Below are 21749 nucleotides of genomic sequence, written 5' to 3'. Positions count from 1 at the left end.
AATTGGTCCGAAGCTCGTTTGCTTGGTAGATAGAACATTTGGAAGTGTGCTGATGAAGCGGACTAAGACGTTTATTGTTGGCGCGGGCGCGAGTGCGGAGTTCGGACTGCCAACGGGAAACGAACTTGTCAAAAAGATTGAGCAGATTTGCAGAGTCGAAGTTGATAGCTTCGATATGCTTAGGTCGGGTGACACAAATTTCTGCCATGCTTTCAGCTATTTGCCAAAGACAAAAGAAAAGGGTTGGAACCGACAGTTTTTTGCATCAATTGCAAAAAGTATTCGTCAAAACATGGGGCTCGCGCCTTCAATTGACAACTTTCTCGACACTCATCAGTCAAAAGAGGGTTGGGCGGAAGTTGGGAAACTGGCTATCGCACGAACTGTTCTCGAGGCAGAAGCGCGTTCCCGACTCTGGTTCGACACGGGGAATACGTACAATCAACCGTCATTCGCGCAACTGCCAAATAATTGGCTTTCGGAACTGTTCCGAATACTGGTTGCTCAAAAAGGTGAGAGTGAGTTCTGTGCAGCACTTTCTTCCTGCCGGTTCATCACCTTCAACTATGATCGAGTTATCGAGCAGTTTTTTCATCAAGCAATAAAATCGTACTTTGGCGTGAGCAATGAAACTGCGAATACCATTTGTGTCAATTCGCTGAAAATTGTGCATGTCTATGGCAGCCTGGGAAACGTAAGTTGTTCTTATCCAAATTCATTCGGTAACTGGAAAGACCCTAGATACCTTGCAGAAGCTGCGATGGGCTTGAGGACTTTCACCGAAGGTGCTTCAGAACTAGGCGAAATTGAGCGCGCAAAATACTGGTTGAACTCTTCCGATCTGGTCTGTTTTTTGGGTTTTGGATTTCTTCCGCTCAATCTCCGCGCTTTGGCAACACAAGAGCATGATCGATATCTGCATAGTGTACGTTTAGGAACGGTTAAGGGCATTCCACCGTCAAACTTGGAAATCGCTTTAACCGTACTGAGAAATCAATGGTATGATAAGCGAGATTATACAATGCCGTTCGAAGACGTTAGTGCCAACGAGCTGATTTGGAGGAATTCACTTCTACTCTCAGAGGAAGACTTGTAAATCGAATTGTGCAAAATCTCTTTTACTTGTGGCTCAGTAGTTTCTACTTTTTGTCGCGCCAACCCTCCCGCCCGTCGAACCGAAGGTTCACCTTTGGCGAAACGAGCGGCGCGTTTGCGCCTCTCTTCGGTTCCATCGACCACCCGTAGGGCGGGCTTCAGCCCGCCAATCCGCCACTCCCCATTTTCCCGACCCCAAACCAATGCGCATGGACAGGCTGTGTCCGGTGGCGGGCTGAAGCCCGCCCTACGGGGTGGGGTTGGTTGGGCGGTTGTATCTGCGCTTGCGTCCTTGGGGCTTTGGCCGTTTGGGGCCTTCGGGTCTGCGGGTCAACCGCCGAAACCACACCTCACCCGCGCGGCACCAGATGCAACCATTGCATCGGAAAACCGCGCCCCTCGGACAGGATCGGCCATTTGAAATCATCCCCCAACCGGATAATCTCATCCATCTCGGACGTGTCGCGCACGCTTCCGTCCACATAGGTGACATCAAAATACCCGGCGCAGAACGCTTCGATCGCTTTCAGTTTCGCATCGCCATCCTCCACCATTTGGGGGTGCAGTTCGATCAGGAATTCCGATCTGCGGAAATGCGTCAGAAAATCTTCGGTCAACAGGCTGAATTCAACGCCCTCGATATCGATCAGAAAGAAGATGTCCGCCGGGTCAGGGGCCACGCTTGCGATGTTTTCAACCGTGTCCGTCAGCGCATCCCCAAACACCGTCACACGGTCGCCCACGCCGTTATGTTCCGCCGTTTCCCGGATGACATCCCGGCCTTTTGCCGAAACCTCAAAGCACACGCTTTTTTCAAACTGCCCGGCGGCCACCAGCCCGACGCCCCAAAAGCCGTCCGCCGCGCCGATATCCACCAGCACCGGCTTGTCCGAGTTGCTCAGCACCTTCAGGTTCTGCTGCTCATACAGGCCAAAGATTTTCGTGGCCGTATCCGAGTGCCCACCCCAGAATGCGTTTTCGACAAAGCGAAACCCCTTCATCGGTCCGCACAGCACCTGTCCGCGGCTTTGTTCCAGCACGAACAGTGAAAACTCGTTGCGGAACCTGCGCACAACGCTCTTGAACTCTCGATGTTGTCGTTTTGGAAATCGCATGTTCTGTCTGGGGCTTTTCATGTTGGGTCGGACGCCCCGGATGAGGGGCAGTTGCCTGAAATCCCTGTTTAAGTTGTGACGGGCGGTGTTGGAAGGAAAAACGCAATGCGCAATACCGGGCAGGGTGGGGTTTTCTTCTTGTCCACCTTTCCCGCGCATGAACCCTTGATGAAGTTTCCTTCAGACAGGTTGCAACCGCCGCGCACGTATCCAATCTCAGTCACAGGCCAGCACGGCCCGCATCCCAAAGGAGGGTGCCGATCATCAGATCAGAGATTTCCGTAGCCTGCGCACCGGGACTGTTTTCGACCCCGTTCCGGCCCGTCAGGTGAACCGAAGCGTTTCCGGCCCGGTCGGGTTGTTAAGGGGTATGAGCCGCCATTGCTCACGGATTGCGGCGGAGGGGGTGTTGGTAACACCGCCGGGCCGGAACGCTTCTCAGAAACGGAACCAGCGTCTCCATCGTGCGGAGGCAGGCCGGGCGACCAGTTCACCGCCTGCGACAGGATCCAGACCGCCCCGCGCCAGAATGCGGCGTTCCTCGGCGCGGGTCATCTGGATCTCGCGGACCTTCAGCGCGGCCTCGCGCGCGGTGACATAGCGGCCGTCCGGTCCCGGTTCCATGCCGGGGATGTTGCGCCCCTTCGACCACATCCCGCGCAGCCCCGACAGCGGGTGCTTCCATCCGATCTCGTCGTCATCCTGCAACTGCCAGATCCGGTTGGCCTCGGTCATCGAGACCAGCGCGGCCAGCGGCTTGCCGTGCCGGGTCAGGATGATCACCTCGCGCGGGTCCTGGGCGCGGGTGATCAGCGGCCCCAGATGGGCGCGGGCATAGGAAATGGTGCAGCGCATCGGCGAATCTCCGTCTGTACGATTCGTAAGATTGGGGGTCCGAGCGTTGTACAAATCGCACAATTTTGGCCTAACGGGCCGCGCGGAGCGTTTTGCACCCGCAGCATCGCCCGGATTTCGGGGATCAGGATTATGTCCGGATTTTTCCGCCCTCAACCCTTCGCGGGATGGGCATTTCTCAGGTTATCCACAAAATTCTCCCGCCGGATATCAACATCTTATCCCCGTCTAATTTTCATGCTGCAGTGCTATTTTCTTGTCGGATGCAGGGCGTGGTGCAACAGTCATCTCACCGCACAGGGTCTTCGGAACCGGGGCGGGACGCAAAGGCCAAGGGGGTCTGGGCAGAGGAAGGCGGATCTTAGGATTTGCGTTTAACTGCAAAGGCTTACCGGTGGGTGATCAGCCAGATATGGGTCTCAGACCCAGGTCGGGTGGCCATCATCTCAGACGGCCAATGCATGTCGCGATGAACCTTAGGGGACAAAGCGGCGGCTACAGTCTCTCAGGGGGCTGGGGCGACTGGATCGGAGTGCTCCTCGGGGTACGTCGACCCGGTAAGGCGTCAGGGCGTATCCGAAAGGGTACATGCAAAGACCGCGTCTGCGCACCTGACGCCTTTTCTTATGCCGAAATTCGGTTTCATACAGGCTACCACTCACCCCTGCCGAACGGGAACGGGGCTCTTCTGCGTGCGCGAAAGAGCCCCGATTTAGTGTCAGATATGCAATGCCGCGTCTATGCACCTGTAGGGCTAGACTACTGCGTGTGGGCGCAATCTTCAACCATATATTGCGTTAATGTCCGGCTCGCCCGCAAGATAAGCGCGCTTACAGGCTTTCCTGCACGTCCGAAGCTGCGTTCTGGATTGCATCCCCGGCCTTTTCGATATCTTTGCCCGCGCCTTTGGCGGTTTCGCAGGCGGTCAGTGCAAACAGGCTCAGGCCAATCAGAATTACGCGGATCATGTGTGTCTCCTCAGTGCTCGATACGGATTCGGTAGCACCTTTCTCGACACCAAGCCAGAGCTAGCCTTTGTCCTCACCGCAGAACAGCTCGTACACCACTTCAAGCATCCGGCGCGGGCGGTCATCGGCCAACCGGTAGAAGATGGTTTTGCCCTCTCTGCGCGGTATCACAAGCCCCTCCAGACGCAGGCGGGAAAGCTGTTGCGAAACAGCGGCTTGTCTGGCGGACAACAGCTCTTCCAACTCGGTAACAGATTTCTCACCGGACACCAGGTGACACAGGATCATCAGTCGGCCTTCGTGACTGATTGCCTTGAGGAAGTTGGACGCGCGTGTCGCATTATCGACCATACGATCCAGGTCGTGTTGCGACATGTCCTGAGACAGCTGTGGAAGTGCCATCGAATGTGTTCCTTGTGAACCCGTTGACCGGGCGTAGTTTCCGTAACGTAAAGCTCGTCGCCTGCGAGCCACTTCAGTACATGTTTCGATCAATTATTGCTATATGTATGAATCAAAAAACCGTGATGAAAAAAGGGGAACCCGCAGCCGTTTTCCCCGCAGCCCCTTTAGCGGGGCGCAATCATGGATAGGGTGCTGCTACGGGACAGCGGCAGGTGTGACAATCTTATTGACGGCGATCCACATTCATTCCGCGTTCTCACCGACACCCCCTTGCAGCCCCCCGGAGCCAACACTAAGACTCAGGTAACACTTGTTGGGATAATGTCCCGATCCACAGCAAAACAGGCAGGTTACGAATGTTCGATCCCGTAGATACCTACATGAATACGCTTGTTCCCATGGTCGTTGAACAGACCAGCCGGGGCGAGCGCGCGTATGATATTTTCTCCCGCCTGCTGAAAGAGCGGATCATCTTCATCAACGGCCCGATTCACGATGGCATGAGCCATCTGATTGTGGCGCAGCTGCTGCACCTTGAGGCGGAAAACCCCAACAAGGAAATCTCGATCTACATCAACTCGCCCGGTGGCGTGGTGACCAGCGGTTTGTCGATTTACGATACAATGCAGTATATCAAGCCGAAATGTTCCACGTTGGTGATCGGTCAGGCGGCCTCGATGGGATCGGTTCTGCTGGCCGGCGGCGAGAAAGGGATGCGCTTTTCGCTGCCCAACAGCCGGATCATGGTGCACCAGCCCAGCGGCGGATATCAGGGTCAGGCCAGCGATATCATGATCCACGCAGCCGAGACGCAAAAGCTCAAGGATCGCCTTTATGATATCTATGTGCGTCATACCGGGCAGACAAAAAAGGCGGTTGAAAAAGCGCTGGACCGTGACAATTTCATGAGCCCGGAAGAGGCCAAGGAATGGGGTCACATCGACGAGATCGTGGAAAACCGCGCAAAAATGGACGCGGATGAGGTCTGAGTTTCGGAGCCTGCACCACCAGTGCAGGAACCATTTTGAGATTGTAGCGGCCAAAGCGCTGGCCTAAGCTGCACGAACAGGCGAAAACGCATTCCCGCCGGGGGTGCTGGGATGAGGCCCGAAAGGTAGATCATGGCGACGAATTCAGGCGGTGACGGGAAAAACACGCTCTACTGCAGCTTCTGCGGCAAAAGCCAGCATGAGGTGCGCAAGCTGATCGCAGGCCCGACCGTTTTCATCTGTGATGAATGTGTCGAACTTTGCATGGACATCATCCGCGAAGAGACAAAGGCCAGCGGGCTGAAATCTTCGGACGGCGTTCCGACGCCCAAGGATATCTGTGAGGTGCTGGACGATTATGTGATCGGTCAAGCCACCGCAAAACGCGTCCTGTCGGTCGCGGTCCACAACCACTACAAACGTCTGAACCACGCCCAGAAAGCGGGCAATGATATAGAACTGGCGAAGTCCAATATCCTGCTGATCGGCCCCACCGGCTGTGGCAAGACGCTGCTTGCGCAGACGCTGGCCCGGATACTGGATGTTCCCTTTACCATGGCCGATGCCACCACGCTGACCGAAGCCGGTTACGTGGGCGAGGATGTGGAAAACATCATTCTCAAGCTGTTGCAGGCCAGCGAATACAATGTCGAACGCGCGCAGCGCGGTATCGTCTATATCGACGAGGTCGACAAGATCACCCGCAAATCCGAGAACCCGTCGATCACACGCGACGTGTCCGGTGAAGGCGTACAGCAGGCGCTGCTGAAACTGATGGAAGGCACCGTGGCCAGCGTTCCGCCGCAGGGCGGCCGCAAACACCCGCAGCAGGAATTCCTGCAGGTGGACACCACGAACATCCTGTTCATCTGCGGCGGCGCTTTTGCGGGTCTGGACAGGATCATTGCGCAACGCGGCAAGGGCTCGGCCATGGGTTTTGGCGCCGATGTGCGCGACAATGACGAGCGCGGCGTGGGCGAGATATTCAAAGATCTGGAACCTGAAGATCTGCTGAAATTTGGCCTGATCCCCGAATTCGTCGGTCGTCTGCCGGTTCTGGCAACGCTGGAGGATCTGGACGAGGAAGCACTGGTCACCATCCTGACCAAGCCAAAGAACGCCCTGGTCAAGCAATACCAGCGCCTGTTCGAGCTGGAAGATGTTGAGCTGGGCTTTACCGATGACGCGCTGAAGGCAATTGCCAAGAAAGCCATCGAGCGCAAAACCGGTGCACGTGGTTTGCGGTCTATTCTCGAGGATATCCTGCTGGATACCATGTTCGAACTGCCGGGCATGAAAAACGTCAGCGAGGTTGTGGTGAACGAAGAGGCGGTAATGTCCGACGCGCAGCCGCTGTTCATCTATGCCGATGCGGCCAAGGAATCGGCCTCGGCGGGTTGAGGCCGGGCTTTTTACCGCGACGGTGGAACTTCAGTTGAACCGGTTCAGGGGGCTCTGCCCCCGCTGCCCTTCGGGCATCTCCCCCGGGATATTTATAGCCAGATGAAGCTGGGGATCCGTTGCTCGCACGCGAAGGCATGCGCAATCAGGCAGCGGGAGCTTAAGTAAGCTTTCGAACAACAAAGGTGACGGATTATGACGGTGAAGCGCATTTCTTCGGGCGGTGAGTTTGAGGCTAAAGTCGGCTATTGCCGCGCAGTGGTTGCGGGCGGCTGGGTTCATGTCGCCGGGACCGTCGGGCAGGGCGAGGACGTGGTGGCGCAATGCCGGTCTGCGCTGGATGTCATCGGCAAGGCACTGGCTGAGGCGGGCGCAGGTTTTGAAGATGTGGTTCGGGTCACCTACATGTTGCCGGACCGCAATGAGTTCGCGCCGTGCTGGCCGGTTCTGGCCGAGACGTTTGGCGCCAATCCACCGGCTGCGACGATGATCGAATGCGGTTTGATTGATCCGAAGTACCGGATCGAGATCGAAGTGACCGCCATCCTGCCGCAGTGACACTGGAAGCCCAAGGGGCACTGGACCTTGGCGAGCCTTTGGTCCATACCTTCTCTCGACCGAAATGCCGGAGGCAGCCGATGGGAATCCTGAACAGTCTTTTACGAGCCGTGACCTGGTGGAACGGGTCAACACTGAACACGCAGCTTTATACGGCGCGCAAGGGTGTGAAAGTGGGCGAAGACAATGAAGGCAATGTGTTTTATCGCACCGCCGACGACAGCAGGCGCTGGGTGATTTTCAATGGCGAGGCCGAAGCCAGCCGGATTGACCCGGAATGGCACGGCTGGTTGCATCGCACCTGGGATGAACCCCCGACCGACAAGCCGCTGCCGCACAAAGCCTGGGAAAAACCGCATCAGGAGAACCTGACAGGTACGGCACTGGCCTATGCGCCTGCCGGGTCGCTGCGTCGGGCCAAGCCGGTTGAGCGCAGGGATTACGAGGCCTGGAGCCCGGAATAAACGAGGCGAAGATGTCGACCCATAACTGGACCGAAGTTCTTGTCGGAGGCGTCGTATTGGCCGGTGCCATCGCGTTTGGCGTCTATGCCAGCCAATCGACCGGCCTGTCGCAAGCTGCTGCGGGCTATGAGTTGGGCGCCTCGTTCCGGTCGCTGGAAGGGGTGGGCGTCGGCACCGATGTCCGTCTTGCTGGTGTGAAAATCGGCACTGTTACCGGGGTCAAGCTGAACCCGGATACTTATCGTGCTGACACGACTTTCTCTGTTGCGGAAGGCGTTCTTGTGCCCGATGACAGCGCCATCGTGATCTCGTCCGAAGGGCTGCTGGGTGGAAACTTTGTCGAAGTTATGCCTGGCGGTTCGCCCTTCTTTTTTGAACCTGGCGATGAGATTCAGGATACCCAGGGTGCGGTCAGCCTGATCTCGCTGCTGGTCAAGTTCGTGGCTGGAGATGGCGGCGAATGATGCGCGCCGCCCTGATTGCCCTGTTGCTGACTGGAACCGGCGCCGCCGCGCAGCAGAAAGTCAACTCTGGCCCCGGCGCCATGCTGCGGGGGCTCGACAAAGTTAGTGGCCAGACGGTTGATATCGAATTGCAGACAGGTCAGACCGAACCTGTGTTCGGGCTGGATGTGGCGCTGGGGGATTGCCGGTATCCGGTGGACAACCCGACAGGCGATGCCTTCGCCTATCTGACCATTTGGGAAACGGGCAAGGCGGATCAGCTGTTTGACGGCTGGATGATCGCGACCTCTCCGGCGCTGAATGCGCTGGATCACGCGCGATATGACGTTTGGGTCATCCGCTGTATCACACCTTCTGCGGACTGAGTGATCGGCGCAGCAAAGTCGGCGCTCTGGCTCAGGGCTTCTTCCAGTTCTTTCTTGTAAGCACCACGCGGGATTTCGATCGCCCCAAGGGATGCCAGATGCGCAGTCAGGAACTGCGTGTCAAAGAGGTGAAAGCCGGTTTGCCGCAGCCGGTCCACAAGATAGGCGAGCGCGATTTTCGAGGCATCCGTGCGGCGCGAAAACATGCTTTCGCCAAAGAACGCGGCCCCCAGCGTCACACCATATACGCCGCCCACCAGCGCCGCTCCGTCCCAGACTTCCAGTGAATGCGCATGACCGGATTGGTGCAACTGGCGATAAAGGACGTGCAGTTCCGCGTTGATCCAGGTGTCGGACCGGTCAGCGCACCCATCAACAACGCCGGAGAAATCCCGATTGATTGAAATCTCGAACCCGCAGTTCCGGATGCGGCGCGCAAGGCTGCGCGAGATGTGGAACCCGTCCAGCGGAAATATCCCGCGAAACTTGGGATCAACCCAGAACAGTTCAGGATCGTCGCGGTGTTCGGCCATCGGGAAGATACCGATGGAATATCCGTGCAGCAGCAGTTCGGGGGTCAGGCTCATGCCGGTGATAGGGCGACCAGAGGGCGCGGGCCCTCTGGCACATGGCCCTTATTTTTCCATGTTCTCCGCAAGCCAGCGCTCCAGCCAGTGGATGTTGTACTCGCCGCTGTGCAGATCGGGCTCCTGCAACAGGGCGTGGAAAAGGGGTACGGTGGTGTCGATACCGTCGACGATCAACTCTCCCAGCGCGCGTTGCAGACGCGCCAGCGCCTCGGCCCGGTCGCGGCCCTGCACGATCAGCTTGCCAATCAGCGAGTCGTAATAGGGCGGGATCGAATAGCCGTCATAAAGCGCCGAGTCCATCCGCACGCCCAGGCCGCCCGGCGCGTGATAGGCCGTGATCTTGCCGGGGCAGGGCGAAAAGTTCGGCAGCTTCTCCGCGTTGATCCGGACCTCGATGGCATGGCCGTTGATCTCAAGATCGTCCTGACCGAATGACATCGGTTCACCCGCTGCGACAAGGATTTGCTCGCGCACCAGATCGACGCCGAAAATTCCTTCGGTGACAGGGTGTTCCACCTGCAGGCGGGTGTTCATTTCGATGAAATAGAACTCGCCCTTTTCATACAGGAACTCGATGGTGCCTGCGCCGATATAGTTGATCTTGGCCACCGCGTCGGCGCAGATCTTGCCGATCCGGGCGCGCTCTTCGGCGGTAATGCAGGGGCCGGGGGCCTCTTCAAAGACCTTCTGGTGACGGCGCTGCAACGAACAATCGCGCTCGCCCAGATGCACCGCATTGCCCTTGCCGTCGCCAAAGACCTGAATCTCGATATGGCGCGGCGTGGTCAGATATTTCTCGATATAGACCTCGTCATTGCCAAAGGCGGCCTTGCCTTCGGCGCGTGCGGTCATGAAGGCGCTTTCCATCTCTTTCGCGTTCATCGCGACTTTCATGCCGCGCCCACCGCCGCCAGCTGTGGCTTTGATGATGACGGGATAGCCGAATTCCTCACCGATGCGCTTGGCGTCGGCCAGCGTGGGAACGCCACCGTCCGAACCGGGAACGCAAGGCACACCCAGCGCCTTCATCGTGTCCTTGGCGGTGATCTTGTCGCCCATGACGCGGATATGTTCCGCGGTGGGGCCGATGAACGTGATGCCATGATCTTCGACGATCTGCACGAACTCGGCGTTTTCGGACAAAAAGCCATAGCCGGGATGGATCGCCTGCGCGCCGGTGATCTCACAGGCCGAAATGATCGCGGGCACCGACAGATAGCTTTGCGGGCTGGGCGGGGGGCCGATGCAGACCGATTCGTCCGCCATGCGCACATGCATCGCGTCGCTGTCGGCGGTGGAATGGACGGCAACCGTTTTTATCCCCATCTCGCGCGCGGCGCGGATGACGCGCAGGGCGATCTCGCCTCGGTTGGCAATCAGGATCTTGTCGAACATGGGCCCGCCTTACTCGATGATGACCAGAGGGGTGCCGAACTCAACAGCGTCGCCATCGCCCACCAGCACGCGCTTGACGGTGCCCGATTTGGGGGCGTGGATGTGGTTCATGGTCTTCATCGCTTCGACGATCAGCAGCGTGTCGCCTTCAGACACTGTCGCGCCGACGGAAATGAAAGCGGGCGCGCCGGGTTCCGGCTGCATATAGACCGTGCCCACCATGGGCGAGGTGACAGCGCCCGGATGGCTGGCCGGATCTTCGGCGGCAGCAGGGGCCGCCGCGGGGGCCGCAGCCGGTGCCGCAACGGGGGCGGGCGTTGCCGCAGGGACGGCCACCTGAACCGGAGCGGCCACGGTCTGTGTCATACGGCTGACGCGCACGTTCAGGCTGTCTTCTTCGCCATATTCGCGTTTGACCTGCAATTCGGTCAGATCGTTTTCGCGCAGCAACTCGGCCAGAGCCTTGATGAATGCCACATCCGCTTCGTGTTTGGTGTCTGTCATGAGTATCCTCGACGGTTCCCCTTTGGCCCGTCTGTTTCTTGCGGGCTCTGATCAAATTACGCAGGGTTATAGGCTAAGCGGCGGTGCATGAAAAGCGCCGACTCGCACCATCTTTCATGCGTTCCACGCGTATTTCAAAGGGTCGGACAGGTCACAGGGGCATCCCCGATAATTTGGCGACCAGTTCAGACAGCTTTCGCGCGCCGAATTTTTCAAGCAAGCGGGCGCGGTAAGCCTCGATTGTGCGGTAACTCAGGCCCAGCTCTGCTCCGATTTCCTTGGCCGACAGGCCGCGGCAGGACAGGATGGCCACTTCGCGTTCACGGATGGTCAGCTCAACCAGCGGTCGTTCCTCGGATATGTCGGAAAAGCTCCAGATACCGTGGCGGAACGGGTCGTCGGGCGTCAGCGACCGGCCCCGGGCGCGGCACCAGAACAGATCCCCGCTGCGGCGGCGCATGACGCGCTCATCCGTGTAATACCCGGTGCCGCGCATCACCTGCAGGCTGCGTTCACCGATCCTCTCCCAATCCGCGACCGAAGGGTAAAGGTGCAACAGCGGCATGTTGCGATAGTCGTTTTCTTCTCCGCCAAAGGTGCGGGCAAATTGCAGGTTGCAGCGCCGGATGATCCGGTTTTCCAGCTCAACAAGCCCGATCGGCGCATATTCAAAGGCGGGGTCGCTCATGCGTGTATGGTGCCGGGAAAGCGCGCGAAAATGAAGGGGGGATGCGATGTCTTGCGCCAGATTGACGCCCGAAACCGATGCTGTGGTCTGCGCCAAGTTGTCAAAGTTGTAAATGTCATCTGAAAAGAAATGATTAACCTGCGGAAACAGATGCTATAATCTGAAAACGAGCGTGAAATTCGACGGGTCTGAATTCAGGGAAAGTAAACATGCGCGACACGTTGACAGGAAGTCGCATTCGCGAAAGACGGCAGATTGCCGGGCTGCGGCAGGCGGAACTGGCGCGGCAGGCCGGAGTATCGGCGTCTTATCTGAACCTGATCGAACACAATCGCCGCAGGATCGGGGGCAAGTTGCTGGTCGATATCGCGGCGGCGCTGGGCGTTGAACCTTCGGTCCTGACACAGGGGATCGAGGCAACTCTGGTTTCCGCCCTGCGCGAGGCGGCCGAGGATGCGGTCGGGCAGAAGGCCGAGATTGACGGGCTCGAGGAGTTCGCCGGGCGCTTTCCCGGCTGGGCCGGTGTTCTGGCGCAAATGCATCGCCGTGTCGTGTCTTTGGAGCGGAACGTCGAAACCCTGTCCGACCGCCTTACGCACGACCCGCAATTGGCCGCGTCGATGCACGAGGTTCTGTCAACCGCCGCCGCCATACGCTCGACCGCCGCGATCCTAGCGGATACCCAAGATATCGAGGCCGAATGGCGCGAGCGTTTCCACAAGAACCTGCATCAGGATGCCGAACGGCTGGCAGGCAGTTCCAAGGCGCTGGTGACCTTCCTCGACGAAAGCGACTCGGCGGTTGATCCGCGTGCCGTTCCCCTGGAAGAGGTCGAAGCCTTCTTTGAAGCCCGCGCCTACACGATTTCCGAACTGGAAGACGGGGGTGATGTGGACGCGGTTGACCTGAGCGGGCTCAATACCTCGGCGGCGCGCACCGTCGCGCGCGAAGTTCTCAGGATCTATCGCGCAGACGCGCAGGCGCTGCCGCTGGAGGCCGTCAAAGCGGTTGTTCAGCAGGGTGATCCGAACCCCATCGAACTGGCGCAGCGGTTCTCGGTTGATTTTGCCACCGTCCTCAGGCGCCTGGCCTTTCTGCCAGATGGCATCCTGTCACAACCGGTCGGCATGGTGCTGTGCGATGCGTCTGGAAGTATCCTGTTTCTCAAGCCGATTCAGGGGTTTACCTTGCCCCGACACGGCGATGTCTGCCCGCTTTGGCCGCTGTTTACGGCCCTCAGCCGTCCGCTGGTGCCGGTGCGCAAGCAGGTCGTCCTGACCGGCAGGTCCTCGGCCGTGTTCGAATGCGTCGCTTATGCGTGGCCGCATGCAGTGTCGGGATACGATCAGGACCCGGCCTATCGCTCGGTCATGGTGGTGCGCCCGGTCAGGGACCCGTCAGACGGGGTGCCGGTCACTCAGGTCGGGCCAAATTGCCGTGTCTGCCCAAACCGCGATTGCAAGTCCCGGCGCGAGCCGTCGATTTTGAGCGAAGGTTTTTGACACGTTCATGACAGACCGCTTAATCTGGCGGGAACCGGTCTCGGGATGGAAGACCGGTTATGGGAGGAATTGAACATATGAGCCGAAAGGTTCTGCTGATTGAGGACGAACCGAACATCGCCGAGGCTATCCGGTTCCTGCTGTCGCGCGAGGGATGGCAGGTCGAAACGCATGGCGATGGAACGGATGCGGTTCAGGTGATCCAGGGGGCGCAGCCCGATCTGGTCATTCTGGATGTCATGCTGCCGGGCAAGAACGGTATGGATATCCTGCGGGAACTCAGAAAAATGGAGGAACTGGCAGGCTTGCCGGTTCTGATGCTGACCGCACGGGGTCAGTCGCGCGACCGGGAAATGGCTGAAAACGCAGGCGTCAGCCGCTTCATGACCAAACCGTTTTCCAATGCCGAAGTTCTGACAGCCGTGCGTGACCTTCACGCGCAGGCGACGCGTTTATGATGTCCGGCGAGGGCAACAAGACCAAACCACCGGGCACACGCCCCTCGCTTTTTCTGGAACGACAAAGCTATCGTCGTCACAGGTTGACGGATGCCGCCCGGATTTTGCCCTTTCTGGGTGCGGCGCTGCTGGCCCTTCCGTTGCTGTGGCCAGACCCGTCCGGCGGGGATGCGGCGGTGCCCTTGTCCTCGGCGATGTATTACATATTCCTCTGCTGGGGCGCGCTGATCCTGGCCGGGTTTGTCTTTGGGCTGGCCGCCCGCCGCATGGCCGCGCGCGAGGGATCGGACACGGGCGCTGAGTGATGGCCACCATAAACGTTCTGATTCTGGTTTGCCTTGCCTATGTCGTGTTCCTGTTCGCAGTGGCCTTCGCCGCGGATCGCATGGCTGCGGCCGGGCGCGGAAAATGGTTGCGTTCACCCGTGATCTACACGCTGTCCCTGTCGATCTATTGCACCGCCTGGACATTTTATGGCGCGGTGGGCAACGCAGCGCGGTCGGGGCTGGAATTTGTCACCATCTACCTCGGTCCGACGCTGGTGATGGTCGGCTGGTGGTGGGGGCTGCGCAAGCTGGTGCGCGTCGGGCGCAGCCAGCGGGTCACCTCGATCGCCGACCTGCTGTCGTCCCGGTATGGCAAGTCGAACACGCTGGCGGTCTGCGTGACCATTCTGGCGGTGCTCGGCGGCACGCCCTATATCGCGCTGCAACTGCAGTCGATTACCCTGTCCTTCTCGATCTTTGCCGAGGCTGACCCATCAGGCCTCTACCGCGAAGGGTCCAGCGTGTTTTGGGTCGCGGCTGGTCTGGCCGTGTTTGCCATCCTGTTCGGCACCCGCAATCTGGACGTGAACGAACGTCATCATGGCGTGGTCACGGCCATCGCGGTCGAGGCCGTTGTCAAACTGTTTGCGCTGATCGCCGTGGGCGTTTTCGTGGTGTGGGGGATCGCGGGCGGCATTGGCCCGATGATGGACCGGATCGACGCCTCGGAAATCGGCCAGTGGAATGTCGATGCCGGGCGTTGGACGACGTTCATCTTTCTGTCCGCCGCCGCCTTTATCTGCCTGCCCCGGATGTTTCAGGTGATGGTGGTGGAAAACGATGACGAAGGCCATCTCAGAACCGCTGCCTGGGCTTTCCCGCTCTACCTGCTGTTCATGAGCCTGTTTGTCGTGCCCATCGCCGTGGTCGGACTGGACCTGCTGCCCCAGGGCGCCAACCCCGACCTGTTCGTGCTGACCGTGCCGCTGTCCCAGGGCAATGACTGGCTGGCAATGCTGTCCTTCATCGGCGGGTTTTCCTCGGCTACCTCGATGGTCATCGTTAGTGCGATGGCCCTGTCGACAATGGTGTCGAACCATGTGGTCATGCCCATCTGGCTGAACACGCAGGAAGGCACCGGCTCAGTATCGGGCGATGTGCGCAACATTGTCCTGATGGCACGCCGAGTTTCCATTGCCGCCATCATCGCGCTGGGCTTTTTCTACTACCGGCTGTCCGGGGGCGGTGCGGCGCTGGCCTCGATCGGGTTGATCGCCTTTGCCGGTATCTCGCAGATTCTGCCAGCGTTGGTCGGGGGGCTGTTCTGGCGCAGGGCGACCCGGACCGGGGCGCTGGTCGGGCTGACCGTTGGCTTTGTGCTGTGGATATACACCCTGCTGCTGCCGGGAATGGGCGGCGCGTGGATGCCCGAAACCGTGCTGCAAAACGGCTTGTTCGGCCTTGGCTGGCTGCGCCCTCATGCCCTGTTCGGGATCGAGGGGATCGATCCGATGGTGCATACGGTGATGTGGTCCTTGTCCCTGAACACGCTTGCCTTCTGCGTCGCGTCCCTGCTCAGCTTTCCCAGCCCGTTGGAACGGTTGCAAGGGGCGCAGTTCGTCAACGTCTTTGATCACTCGGTCGCGCCGCGCGGGTGGTCCGGGTCGGTGGCGCAAAGCGAAGACCTGATGATCATGACGCAGCGCATTCTGGGCACCGGCCCCACGCAGGAGTTCTTTCAGGCCGAGGCGCAAAAACAGGGTGGCCGTTCGCACCTGCCAGAGCCGACGCCGGGCTTTCTCAACCGTCTGGAACGCGAGCTCAGCGGCTCGGTCGGTGCGGCCATGGCCCATGCGATGATCGGCCAGATCGTGGGCGGATCGTCGGTCTCAGTCGAGGATCTGCTGGCCGTGGCAGACGAATCCGCGCAACTGCTGGAATACTCCGGCCAGCTCGAGGAAAAGTCCTCCGAACTCAGCCGAACCGCTCGGCAATTGCGCGAGGCTAACGCCAAGCTCACCCAGATTTCCGAACAGAAGGACAGCTTCCTGAGCCAGGTCAGTCACGAATTGCGCACGCCGATGACCTCGATCCGGGCGTTTTCGGAAATCATGCGTGACACCGATGGCCTCAGCCGCCAGGAGCAGACCCGCTATGCCGCGATCATTCATGACGAAGCCCTGCGCCTGACCCGGCTGCTCGATGATCTGCTGGATCTGAGCGTGCTTGAAAACGGGCAGGTCAGCCTCAATCTCAGCGATGACAGCCTGCGCTCGGTTCTGGACCGCGCCGTGCCCAGCGCTCTGGCCGGGGCGGACCGAAAGATCACCGTCCGCCGGACCCGCACGGCCGAGCGGATTTTCCTGCATACGGATCTGGATCGGTTGGGACAGGTGTTCATCAACCTGATCTCGAATGCGCAGAAATACTGCGACGCGGACGATCCGGTGCTGGTCATCTCTGCCCATGATGTCGGCGGGCGGGTCATCGTCGATTTCATCGACAATGGCAGTGGCATCCCACCTGGCGCGCGCTCGATGGTGTTTGAGAAATTTGCCCGCGTGGGCGGCGACAAGGCTGGCGGAGCGGGGCTTGGTCTGGCCATCTGCCGCGAAATCATGCAGCGGCTGGGGGGTGAGATCACCTATCTGCCGGGGCAGGGCGGCGCGGCCTTCCGGATCAGCCTGCCACAGGCCTACCAGCAGGCGGCGCAGTGACGCGGCCATAAAGAACTTGGTAACGCCCGAGGGTGTAAACCGGTTGCCAGGTTCTGGAACAATTGGTGATCGGGCGTCATGTCACAAGATGTCAATGCCGCGTTGGCGCGCAAACTGTCCGTCGGGCAAAAGGATCTGGGGGATCGCCCACGCTCGGTTCTGCGGGCGCTGCGCCTTGGGTTCGCGCGGGCTGCGGGCGACCGGCTGAACCTGCCGCTGGCGGTTATCGGGGCAAAACAATCCAGCCAGTCGCAAGACGTGCCGGGGGACGCGGCGGGGCAGGATTGGCTGCTGCTGGTGTTTGACGGCCCCGAAGGCCGCGCCGCGGCCTGTCTCAACCCGAATGTGGTCTCGGCCATTGTTCAGGCCCAGACCATTGGTCAGGTCCTGTCCGGTGATCCCGGCACACGCACGTTCACGGATACCGACGCCGCCATCGTGGCCCCCTTGATCGAAGCCGCGTTGACCGGTTCCGCCGCTTTGTTCGACGCCTCAAGCGATCAGATTTGCCTTGCAGGGCTGGAATTTACCTCGCGCGCCAAGGATTTGCGCACCCTGTCACTGGCGATGACGGAAGAGGCGTACCGCATTTTCGAACTGACCGTCGATCTGGCGAACGGAGAGCAGCAGGGTCGCATCTCGGTCTTTCTGCCGGAACTTCCTTCCGTCCCGGATGTGGCAGAAGATACCGGGGAAAAGGCTGACCTGCGTATGGATCAGTGTTCAGGCGTGATGCGGGCGGAACTGACCGCCGCGCTGTGCCGCATGTCGCTGCCGCTGTCCGACCTGTCCGGAATGCGGATCGGGGACATTCTGCCGTTGCGCGGGGCGCGTCTGGACCGGACCGAGGTTCTGACGATTGACCGGACACGCGCCGGTATCGGTCGCCTTGGGCAATGCGGTGGTCTCCGGGCCGTGCGGCTGAATGAAGCCGCTGCATTGCCGGCCCTGACCGGCGCTGACGCGCAGGACTTCATCGCCAGCAAAAGTGGAACACCACCGCAGGATCATCCGGTCGAACCAGCTGTGCATGATGCGCACGCCCAGCCCGTCCCGGCCGGGGTGTCAGATCTGACAGATAGCGATCTGATCGTGAACGATTCCGAACGGATGGTCGCTGAAATCACGCAACTGGCGGGGTTGGCACCCCCGGAGTCCACCAGCTAGGTTGAGGGGCACTCAGCCGCCAGTGCCGCGGATCTGGTCCAGCATGGGGCGCAAATTGTCCAGCTGATACCCGGCTTTGCCGGTCGCACTCAGGATGTCGTCCGTGCTCATGTGGTCGCACTGGCCCAGGGCCCAGACAACCGAACACCGCGTGCCCGAGGCGCAATAGGCCAGAACAGGGCCACTGCCGTTTTCCGCCATGTCGCGCTGCCGCTTCACGTTCTCAGGTGTCATCGTCTGGTGGGTCAGCTCCAGCACCTCATATTCCATACCGGCGGCCCGCACCGCTTCGCCGATCGCGTCGGATTGCATGGCCGGGGGAACTTCGGCATTGGGCCGGTTGCAGATCACTTTGGCAAAGCCAGCCTCGGCGATGGCCGGAACATCCTCGACCGTGATCTGCGGCGAGACAGCATAGCGGGGGGTAATCTGACGAATCTCCATGCCAATTCCTTAGGCCGCGTTTGCCGCCCTGTCCAGTTGCGCGCCCAGCGGTGGTGCCACGAACATCCCAGCCGCCATTGCAACCAGAAAGACCAGCCCGCCCAGCCCGCCATAGCTCAGCGAGGCCATTGCCGGTCCGGGGCACAGCCCGGCCAGTCCCCAGCCCATCCCGAACAGAACCGAACCCACGATCAGCCTGCGATCAACCTCGGGCTTTGCAGGGGGTGGAAAGGCTCCGCCGGTCAGGGCGTTTTGCCGTCCGGTTGTCATCCGCCACGCCACAAGCATCGGCAGGATGGCACCGGCCATCACAAAGGCCAGCGTCGGATCCCAGTTGCCAAACACATCCAGCCAGCCCTGAACTTTTGTGGTGTCTGTCATGCCCGAAATCAGCAACCCGGCGCCGAACAGCGATCCGGCGATCAATGAAATGAAAAGGCGCATCAGATCACTCCCAACACATGACGCAGCAGCACAAGGGTGACGCCCCCGGCAAGGATATAGAAAACGGTGGCCACGATGCCGCGCAGCGAGAACCGAGAGATCCCGCACACCCCGTGCCCCGAGGTACAGCCATTGGCGATCCGTGTACCGATACCGACCAGCAGCCCGGCCAGAATGACAACACCCAGATTGCTGGTAAGATGCGTCTGGGCCTCGGGCAGGATCAACGGGCGCAGAAGAAGGGGCATTCCGACAAGCCCCGCAATAAAGGCCAGCTTTTCGGCCATGCTCCCCTTGGCGCTGCCATCGACAAGGCCGCCCAGAATGCCGCTTGCGCCCATGATCCGGCCATTGCCCAGCAGGTAAACCGCCCCGGCCAGACCGATCACCAGACCGCCGCACAGCCCCCAGATCCACTCTATATTCATGTGGGATTTCCCTTTGTGATTTGTTGTGCCCGCGTCACAGCTTGTTGACCGGCAGTTTCAGGAAAACATCGCCCTGTTCATCCGCCGGGGGCATCTGACCGGCCCGCATGTTGACCTGCAAAGACGGCAGGATCAGGCGCGGCATGGCCAGCGTGGCGTCCCGCGCGTCGCGCATTTCCACGAAGTCTTCGATGCTGCGCCCCTGTCCGATATGGACGTTCAGCGCCTTCTGCTCACCCACCGTCGTCTCCCACGCGTATTCGTCGCGGCCCGGGGCCTTGTAATCATGCCCGACATAGATGCGAGTGTTGTCCGGCAGCGACAGTATCTTCTGGATCGACTGGAACAGCGTGGCCGACGATCCTCCGGGAAAATCGCAGCGCGCTGTGCCGAAATCGGGCATGAACAGCGTGTCACCAACAAATGCCGCATCGCCAATCACATAGGTCATGCAGGCCGGTGTATGGCCGGGGGTGTGCAGCACGTCGCCCCGCATCTGGCCGATGTGAAAACTGTCGCCTTCCTTGAACAGCGCGTCAAACTGGCTGCCATCGCGCTGAAATTCGGTTCCTTCGTTGAAAACCTTGCCAAACGTGTCCTGCACGGTGACGATCTGATCGCCAATCCCGATCTTGCCGCCCAGCTCCTGTTGCAGATAGGGGGCCGCGGACAGGTGGTCGGCATGGACATGGCTTTCCAGAATCCACTCGACCTTAAGGTCCTGCGCGCGCACAAAATCGATGATCCTGTCCGCCGAAATTGTCGACGTCCGCCCCGAGGCATGGTCGAAATCCAGTACGCTGTCGATGATGGCACAGGCCCGTCCCTGAGGTTCATGAACCACGTAGGAAACCGTAAAGGTCTGCTCGTCAAAAAACGCTTTCACTTTCGGTGTCATGATCTTCTCCGTTTCGGTCTCGCATATCATATATGTGAATTGGAATGTGATGCAATATCGAACCTGAATTTGATGCCGGTCAAAGCAACCGCTGTAATTCTGGCTTAATCTTTAACCTATCCGCGTCAGATTGCCGAAACTTCGACCATGGCAGGCAATTTCCCGCACAAGGCTACGATATTATCTGCGGGTCGTAATCCCGTTACGTATATTGGGGATACTGGCGCCACTTGGGAGGATAGTTATGACACCGACTGGTCTTTATTCCGAAGCCGAGCAGCTTGAACGTAAGCTTGTGAACGCGGGTCTGGAAACGCGTTTGGCGCTTCAGCCGAGTGTGAGTAAGATTGTTGACCGGATGCGGCAGCAGGGGATGGAGGTGCCTTCGCGCCTGCGTCGTCTGGATGCGGCCTTGTGCGAAGATGCGATTGAAGCGCAGTTTGATAACTTGCCGGTGTGAACCGGATGGTCATCCAAGGGAAATCCCGAGGATGACCAGCATCAATCCAAGCACCGACAGAAACAGCGAGGCCAGGTTCCAGGGCAAGACCCCCTGAACCACCGCGCGCAGCTCGTCATCCGACAGACCGGCCTTGCGCGCCCGCATCACGCGAAGAATGCACCAGACCAGACCGGCAAGCCCGGCCACAGACAGGGCTGCACCGCCCCAGGTGATGAATTCAAACATGGTTCCCCGCATATCCTCGTGACCTGATCACGCGCTTAACGGATCGGTTGGGGTCATACAAGTGCGCCAGCCCATTGGGTGCTTGCGACCCGGGCGGCAGCACTGTATCCGGCATTCCACACCAGGGTTTCAGCCTCTGGGACAGGCGTGTTTCGAAGGTGCCCCCGATGATCGGGCCACCGCCGTTCACCGCCAGCCGCAGGCTGACCTCTTCTGGTTGCAGGTCCATAACCGGGAACAAAAAAGATGAGCATGTCTGAAGAAGCAGAAGCAAATTACAAGGTCACCGCGGGCGAGCTGCGCCAGTTTGTGGAACGTATCGAGCGCCTGGAGATGGAAAAGAAAGACATCGCCGACCAGATCAAAGAGGTCTACGCCGAAAGCAAGTCGCGCGGCTATGACGTAAAGGCCCTGCGCAGCATCATTTCCCTCAGAAAAAGGGACAAGGATGACATCGCCGAGCAAGAGGCCGTCATCGAAATGTACAAAGAAGCGCTGGGCATGACCTAAAGCCCGACCGTCACGAAACGATCTATGGCTCTGGAATGGGTTCAATGCCCTGAAAGAGCCACTGGCCCAAGGGATGCAACGGGCGCGCAGCAGTTCCCCTTGCCAAGCGCATGGTACTACCACGCACAGCGCTCGACGCCTCCGGGCTGTATCGAACCGCCCATAAACCAAACGCGCACCACAAAAGTCTCTGACACGCCAATAGCCAAAGACGCCGGAACACCCAAACCCTTCCGGATGAAAGCGTGCTTTTTCACAGGAAAATGAAGGATGGTGCTGCTGGAGAGAATTGAACTCTCGACCTCTCCCTTACCAAGGGAGTGCTCTACCTCTGAGCTACAGCAGCGCTGTGGGCGGGTGATTAGACTCAA

Annotated in this window: 28 protein-coding genes and 1 tRNA gene; 14 read left to right on the top strand and 15 right to left on the bottom strand. The window is 59.4% G+C overall.

All coding sequences use genetic code 11. The features are described 5' to 3' along the window. Window positions 1-52 precede the first annotated feature (52 nt). Entirely contained in the window at window positions 53-1096 is a 1044-nt protein-coding gene (locus ACR3E2_RS08135; protein ID WP_480484517.1) for a hypothetical protein, read from the top strand. Window positions 1097-1445: 349 nt separating this feature from the next. Here ACR3E2_RS08135 and ACR3E2_RS08130 read toward each other — a convergent pair whose 3' ends face one another. The 4 genes from ACR3E2_RS08130 to ACR3E2_RS08115 form a co-directional block, all read right to left on the bottom strand. Next, entirely contained in the window at window positions 1446-2168 is a 723-nt protein-coding gene (locus ACR3E2_RS08130; protein ID WP_480492709.1) for an SAM-dependent methyltransferase, read from the bottom strand. Between the two features lie 480 nt (window positions 2169-2648). Beyond that, a complete protein-coding gene (locus ACR3E2_RS08125) occupies window positions 2649-3065 on the bottom strand; it encodes a type II toxin-antitoxin system Phd/YefM family antitoxin (RefSeq protein WP_480484515.1) in 417 nt (138 codons plus the stop codon). 830 nt (window positions 3066-3895) lie between these two features. Next, a complete protein-coding gene (locus ACR3E2_RS08120; protein WP_209505735.1) occupies window positions 3896-4033 on the bottom strand; it encodes an entericidin A/B family lipoprotein in 138 nt (45 codons plus the stop codon). A 60-nt stretch (window positions 4034-4093) separates the two neighbouring features. Beyond that, window positions 4094-4435 carry an ArsR/SmtB family transcription factor gene (locus tag ACR3E2_RS08115; RefSeq protein ID WP_480473625.1) on the bottom strand — a complete coding sequence of 114 codons (342 nt, stop codon included), beginning with the start codon at window positions 4433-4435 and terminating at the stop codon, window positions 4094-4096. 359 nt (window positions 4436-4794) lie between these two features. Here ACR3E2_RS08115 and ACR3E2_RS08110 point away from each other — a divergent pair, with 359 nt between their 5' ends. From ACR3E2_RS08110 to ACR3E2_RS08085, 6 genes are all read left to right on the top strand, one after another. Then, complete coding sequence (locus ACR3E2_RS08110; protein WP_480484514.1) at window positions 4795-5427, top strand: ATP-dependent Clp protease proteolytic subunit; 633 nt, start codon at window positions 4795-4797, stop codon at window positions 5425-5427. 132 nt (window positions 5428-5559) lie between these two features. Then, window positions 5560-6828, top strand: a complete 1269-nt coding sequence (gene clpX / locus ACR3E2_RS08105; RefSeq protein ID WP_209505741.1) for an ATP-dependent Clp protease ATP-binding subunit ClpX — start codon at window positions 5560-5562, stop codon at window positions 6826-6828. A 195-nt stretch (window positions 6829-7023) separates the two neighbouring features. Next, window positions 7024-7386, top strand: coding sequence for a RidA family protein (locus ACR3E2_RS08100; protein ID WP_480473622.1), 363 nt, complete (start codon window positions 7024-7026; stop codon window positions 7384-7386). A gap of 80 nt (window positions 7387-7466) precedes the next feature. Then, complete coding sequence (locus ACR3E2_RS08095; protein WP_480484513.1) at window positions 7467-7850, top strand: NADH:ubiquinone oxidoreductase subunit NDUFA12; 384 nt, start codon at window positions 7467-7469, stop codon at window positions 7848-7850. Between the two features lie 11 nt (window positions 7851-7861). After that, a complete protein-coding gene (mlaD, locus tag ACR3E2_RS08090) occupies window positions 7862-8314 on the top strand; it encodes an outer membrane lipid asymmetry maintenance protein MlaD (RefSeq protein ID WP_480484512.1) in 453 nt (150 codons plus the stop codon). Further along, complete coding sequence (locus ACR3E2_RS08085) at window positions 8311-8679, top strand: DUF2155 domain-containing protein (RefSeq protein ID WP_480484511.1); 369 nt, start codon at window positions 8311-8313, stop codon at window positions 8677-8679. The genes mlaD and ACR3E2_RS08085 overlap by 4 nt, the downstream gene beginning before the upstream one ends. Here ACR3E2_RS08085 and aat read toward each other — a convergent pair. The 4 genes from aat to ACR3E2_RS08065 form a co-directional block, all read right to left on the bottom strand. Then, window positions 8625-9266, bottom strand: coding sequence for a leucyl/phenylalanyl-tRNA--protein transferase (gene aat / locus ACR3E2_RS08080; protein ID WP_480484510.1), 642 nt, complete (start codon window positions 9264-9266; stop codon window positions 8625-8627). The genes ACR3E2_RS08085 and aat overlap by 55 nt on opposite strands. Before the next feature lie 48 nt (window positions 9267-9314). Further along, the gene (gene accC / locus ACR3E2_RS08075) at window positions 9315-10664 is read right to left on the bottom strand and encodes an acetyl-CoA carboxylase biotin carboxylase subunit (protein WP_480484509.1); all 1350 of its coding nucleotides are present in this window, start codon (window positions 10662-10664) and stop codon (window positions 9315-9317) included. Between the two features lie 9 nt (window positions 10665-10673). Next, window positions 10674-11168: an acetyl-CoA carboxylase biotin carboxyl carrier protein gene (gene accB, locus ACR3E2_RS08070; protein WP_480484508.1), complete on the bottom strand. Its 495-nt coding sequence runs from the start codon at window positions 11166-11168 to the stop codon at window positions 10674-10676. Window positions 11169-11319: 151 nt separating this feature from the next. Continuing rightward, entirely contained in the window at window positions 11320-11856 is a 537-nt protein-coding gene (locus ACR3E2_RS08065) for a LuxR C-terminal-related transcriptional regulator (RefSeq protein WP_209505755.1), read from the bottom strand. Window positions 11857-12065: 209 nt separating this feature from the next. Here ACR3E2_RS08065 and ACR3E2_RS08060 point away from each other — a divergent pair, with 209 nt between their 5' ends. From ACR3E2_RS08060 to ACR3E2_RS08040, 5 genes are all read left to right on the top strand, one after another. Then, window positions 12066-13358: a helix-turn-helix domain-containing protein gene (locus ACR3E2_RS08060; RefSeq protein WP_480484507.1), complete on the top strand. Its 1293-nt coding sequence runs from the start codon at window positions 12066-12068 to the stop codon at window positions 13356-13358. 77 nt (window positions 13359-13435) lie between these two features. After that, the gene (locus ACR3E2_RS08055) at window positions 13436-13816 is read left to right on the top strand and encodes a response regulator transcription factor (RefSeq protein ID WP_480484506.1); all 381 of its coding nucleotides are present in this window, start codon (window positions 13436-13438) and stop codon (window positions 13814-13816) included. Then, window positions 13813-14121: a hypothetical protein gene (locus ACR3E2_RS08050; protein WP_209505761.1), complete on the top strand. Its 309-nt coding sequence runs from the start codon at window positions 13813-13815 to the stop codon at window positions 14119-14121. Before ACR3E2_RS08055 ends, ACR3E2_RS08050 begins: the two co-directional genes overlap by 4 nt. Next, on the top strand, window positions 14121-16799 hold the full coding sequence (locus ACR3E2_RS08045) for a sensor histidine kinase (protein ID WP_267364699.1): 2679 nt from the start codon (window positions 14121-14123) through the stop codon (window positions 16797-16799). The genes ACR3E2_RS08050 and ACR3E2_RS08045 overlap by 1 nt, the downstream gene beginning before the upstream one ends. A 78-nt stretch (window positions 16800-16877) precedes the next feature. Next, entirely contained in the window at window positions 16878-17966 is a 1089-nt protein-coding gene (locus ACR3E2_RS08040) for a FliM/FliN family flagellar motor switch protein (RefSeq protein ID WP_480484505.1), read from the top strand. A 12-nt stretch (window positions 17967-17978) separates the two neighbouring features. Here the strand turns inward: ACR3E2_RS08040 and ACR3E2_RS08035 are convergent, their stop codons facing one another. The 4 genes from ACR3E2_RS08035 to ACR3E2_RS08020 are packed head-to-tail and all read right to left on the bottom strand — an operon-like array spanning window position 17979 to window position 20180. Next, a complete protein-coding gene (locus ACR3E2_RS08035; RefSeq protein WP_267366616.1) occupies window positions 17979-18410 on the bottom strand; it encodes a protein tyrosine phosphatase family protein in 432 nt (143 codons plus the stop codon). 9 nt (window positions 18411-18419) lie between these two features. Then, window positions 18420-18854: a DUF6691 family protein gene (locus ACR3E2_RS08030; RefSeq protein WP_267366618.1), complete on the bottom strand. Its 435-nt coding sequence runs from the start codon at window positions 18852-18854 to the stop codon at window positions 18420-18422. Next, window positions 18854-19282 carry a YeeE/YedE family protein gene (locus ACR3E2_RS08025; RefSeq protein WP_267366620.1) on the bottom strand — a complete coding sequence of 143 codons (429 nt, stop codon included), beginning with the start codon at window positions 19280-19282 and terminating at the stop codon, window positions 18854-18856. Before ACR3E2_RS08025 ends, ACR3E2_RS08030 begins: the two co-directional genes overlap by 1 nt. A 34-nt stretch (window positions 19283-19316) precedes the next feature. Then, window positions 19317-20180, bottom strand: coding sequence for an MBL fold metallo-hydrolase (locus ACR3E2_RS08020; protein ID WP_480484504.1), 864 nt, complete (start codon window positions 20178-20180; stop codon window positions 19317-19319). Between the two features lie 244 nt (window positions 20181-20424). On the opposite strand from ACR3E2_RS08020, the gene ACR3E2_RS08015 reads away from it, so the two are divergent. Beyond that, a complete protein-coding gene (locus ACR3E2_RS08015; protein ID WP_209505776.1) occupies window positions 20425-20640 on the top strand; it encodes a hypothetical protein in 216 nt (71 codons plus the stop codon). A 9-nt stretch (window positions 20641-20649) separates the two neighbouring features. Here the strand turns inward: ACR3E2_RS08015 and ACR3E2_RS08010 are convergent, their stop codons facing one another. Both ACR3E2_RS08010 and ACR3E2_RS08005 read right to left on the bottom strand, forming a co-directional pair. Next, the gene (locus ACR3E2_RS08010; protein ID WP_209505778.1) at window positions 20650-20868 is read right to left on the bottom strand and encodes a hypothetical protein; all 219 of its coding nucleotides are present in this window, start codon (window positions 20866-20868) and stop codon (window positions 20650-20652) included. Continuing rightward, window positions 20861-21097: a hypothetical protein gene (locus ACR3E2_RS08005; RefSeq protein ID WP_480484503.1), complete on the bottom strand. Its 237-nt coding sequence runs from the start codon at window positions 21095-21097 to the stop codon at window positions 20861-20863. Before ACR3E2_RS08005 ends, ACR3E2_RS08010 begins: the two co-directional genes overlap by 8 nt. A 17-nt stretch (window positions 21098-21114) precedes the next feature. Between ACR3E2_RS08005 and ACR3E2_RS08000 the strand changes: the two genes are divergently transcribed. After that, entirely contained in the window at window positions 21115-21378 is a 264-nt protein-coding gene (locus tag ACR3E2_RS08000; RefSeq protein WP_209505782.1) for a DUF2312 domain-containing protein, read from the top strand. 271 nt (window positions 21379-21649) lie between these two features. Here the strand turns inward: ACR3E2_RS08000 and ACR3E2_RS07995 are convergent. Then, window positions 21650-21724, bottom strand: a tRNA-Thr gene (locus tag ACR3E2_RS07995). Between the last annotated feature and the right edge of the window lie 25 nt (window positions 21725-21749).

Source organism: Ruegeria sp. AL7, from assembly GCF_056536105.1.
Note: the sequence above shows the minus strand (reverse complement) of the source record. Positions and strands in the feature narration are given on the sequence as shown.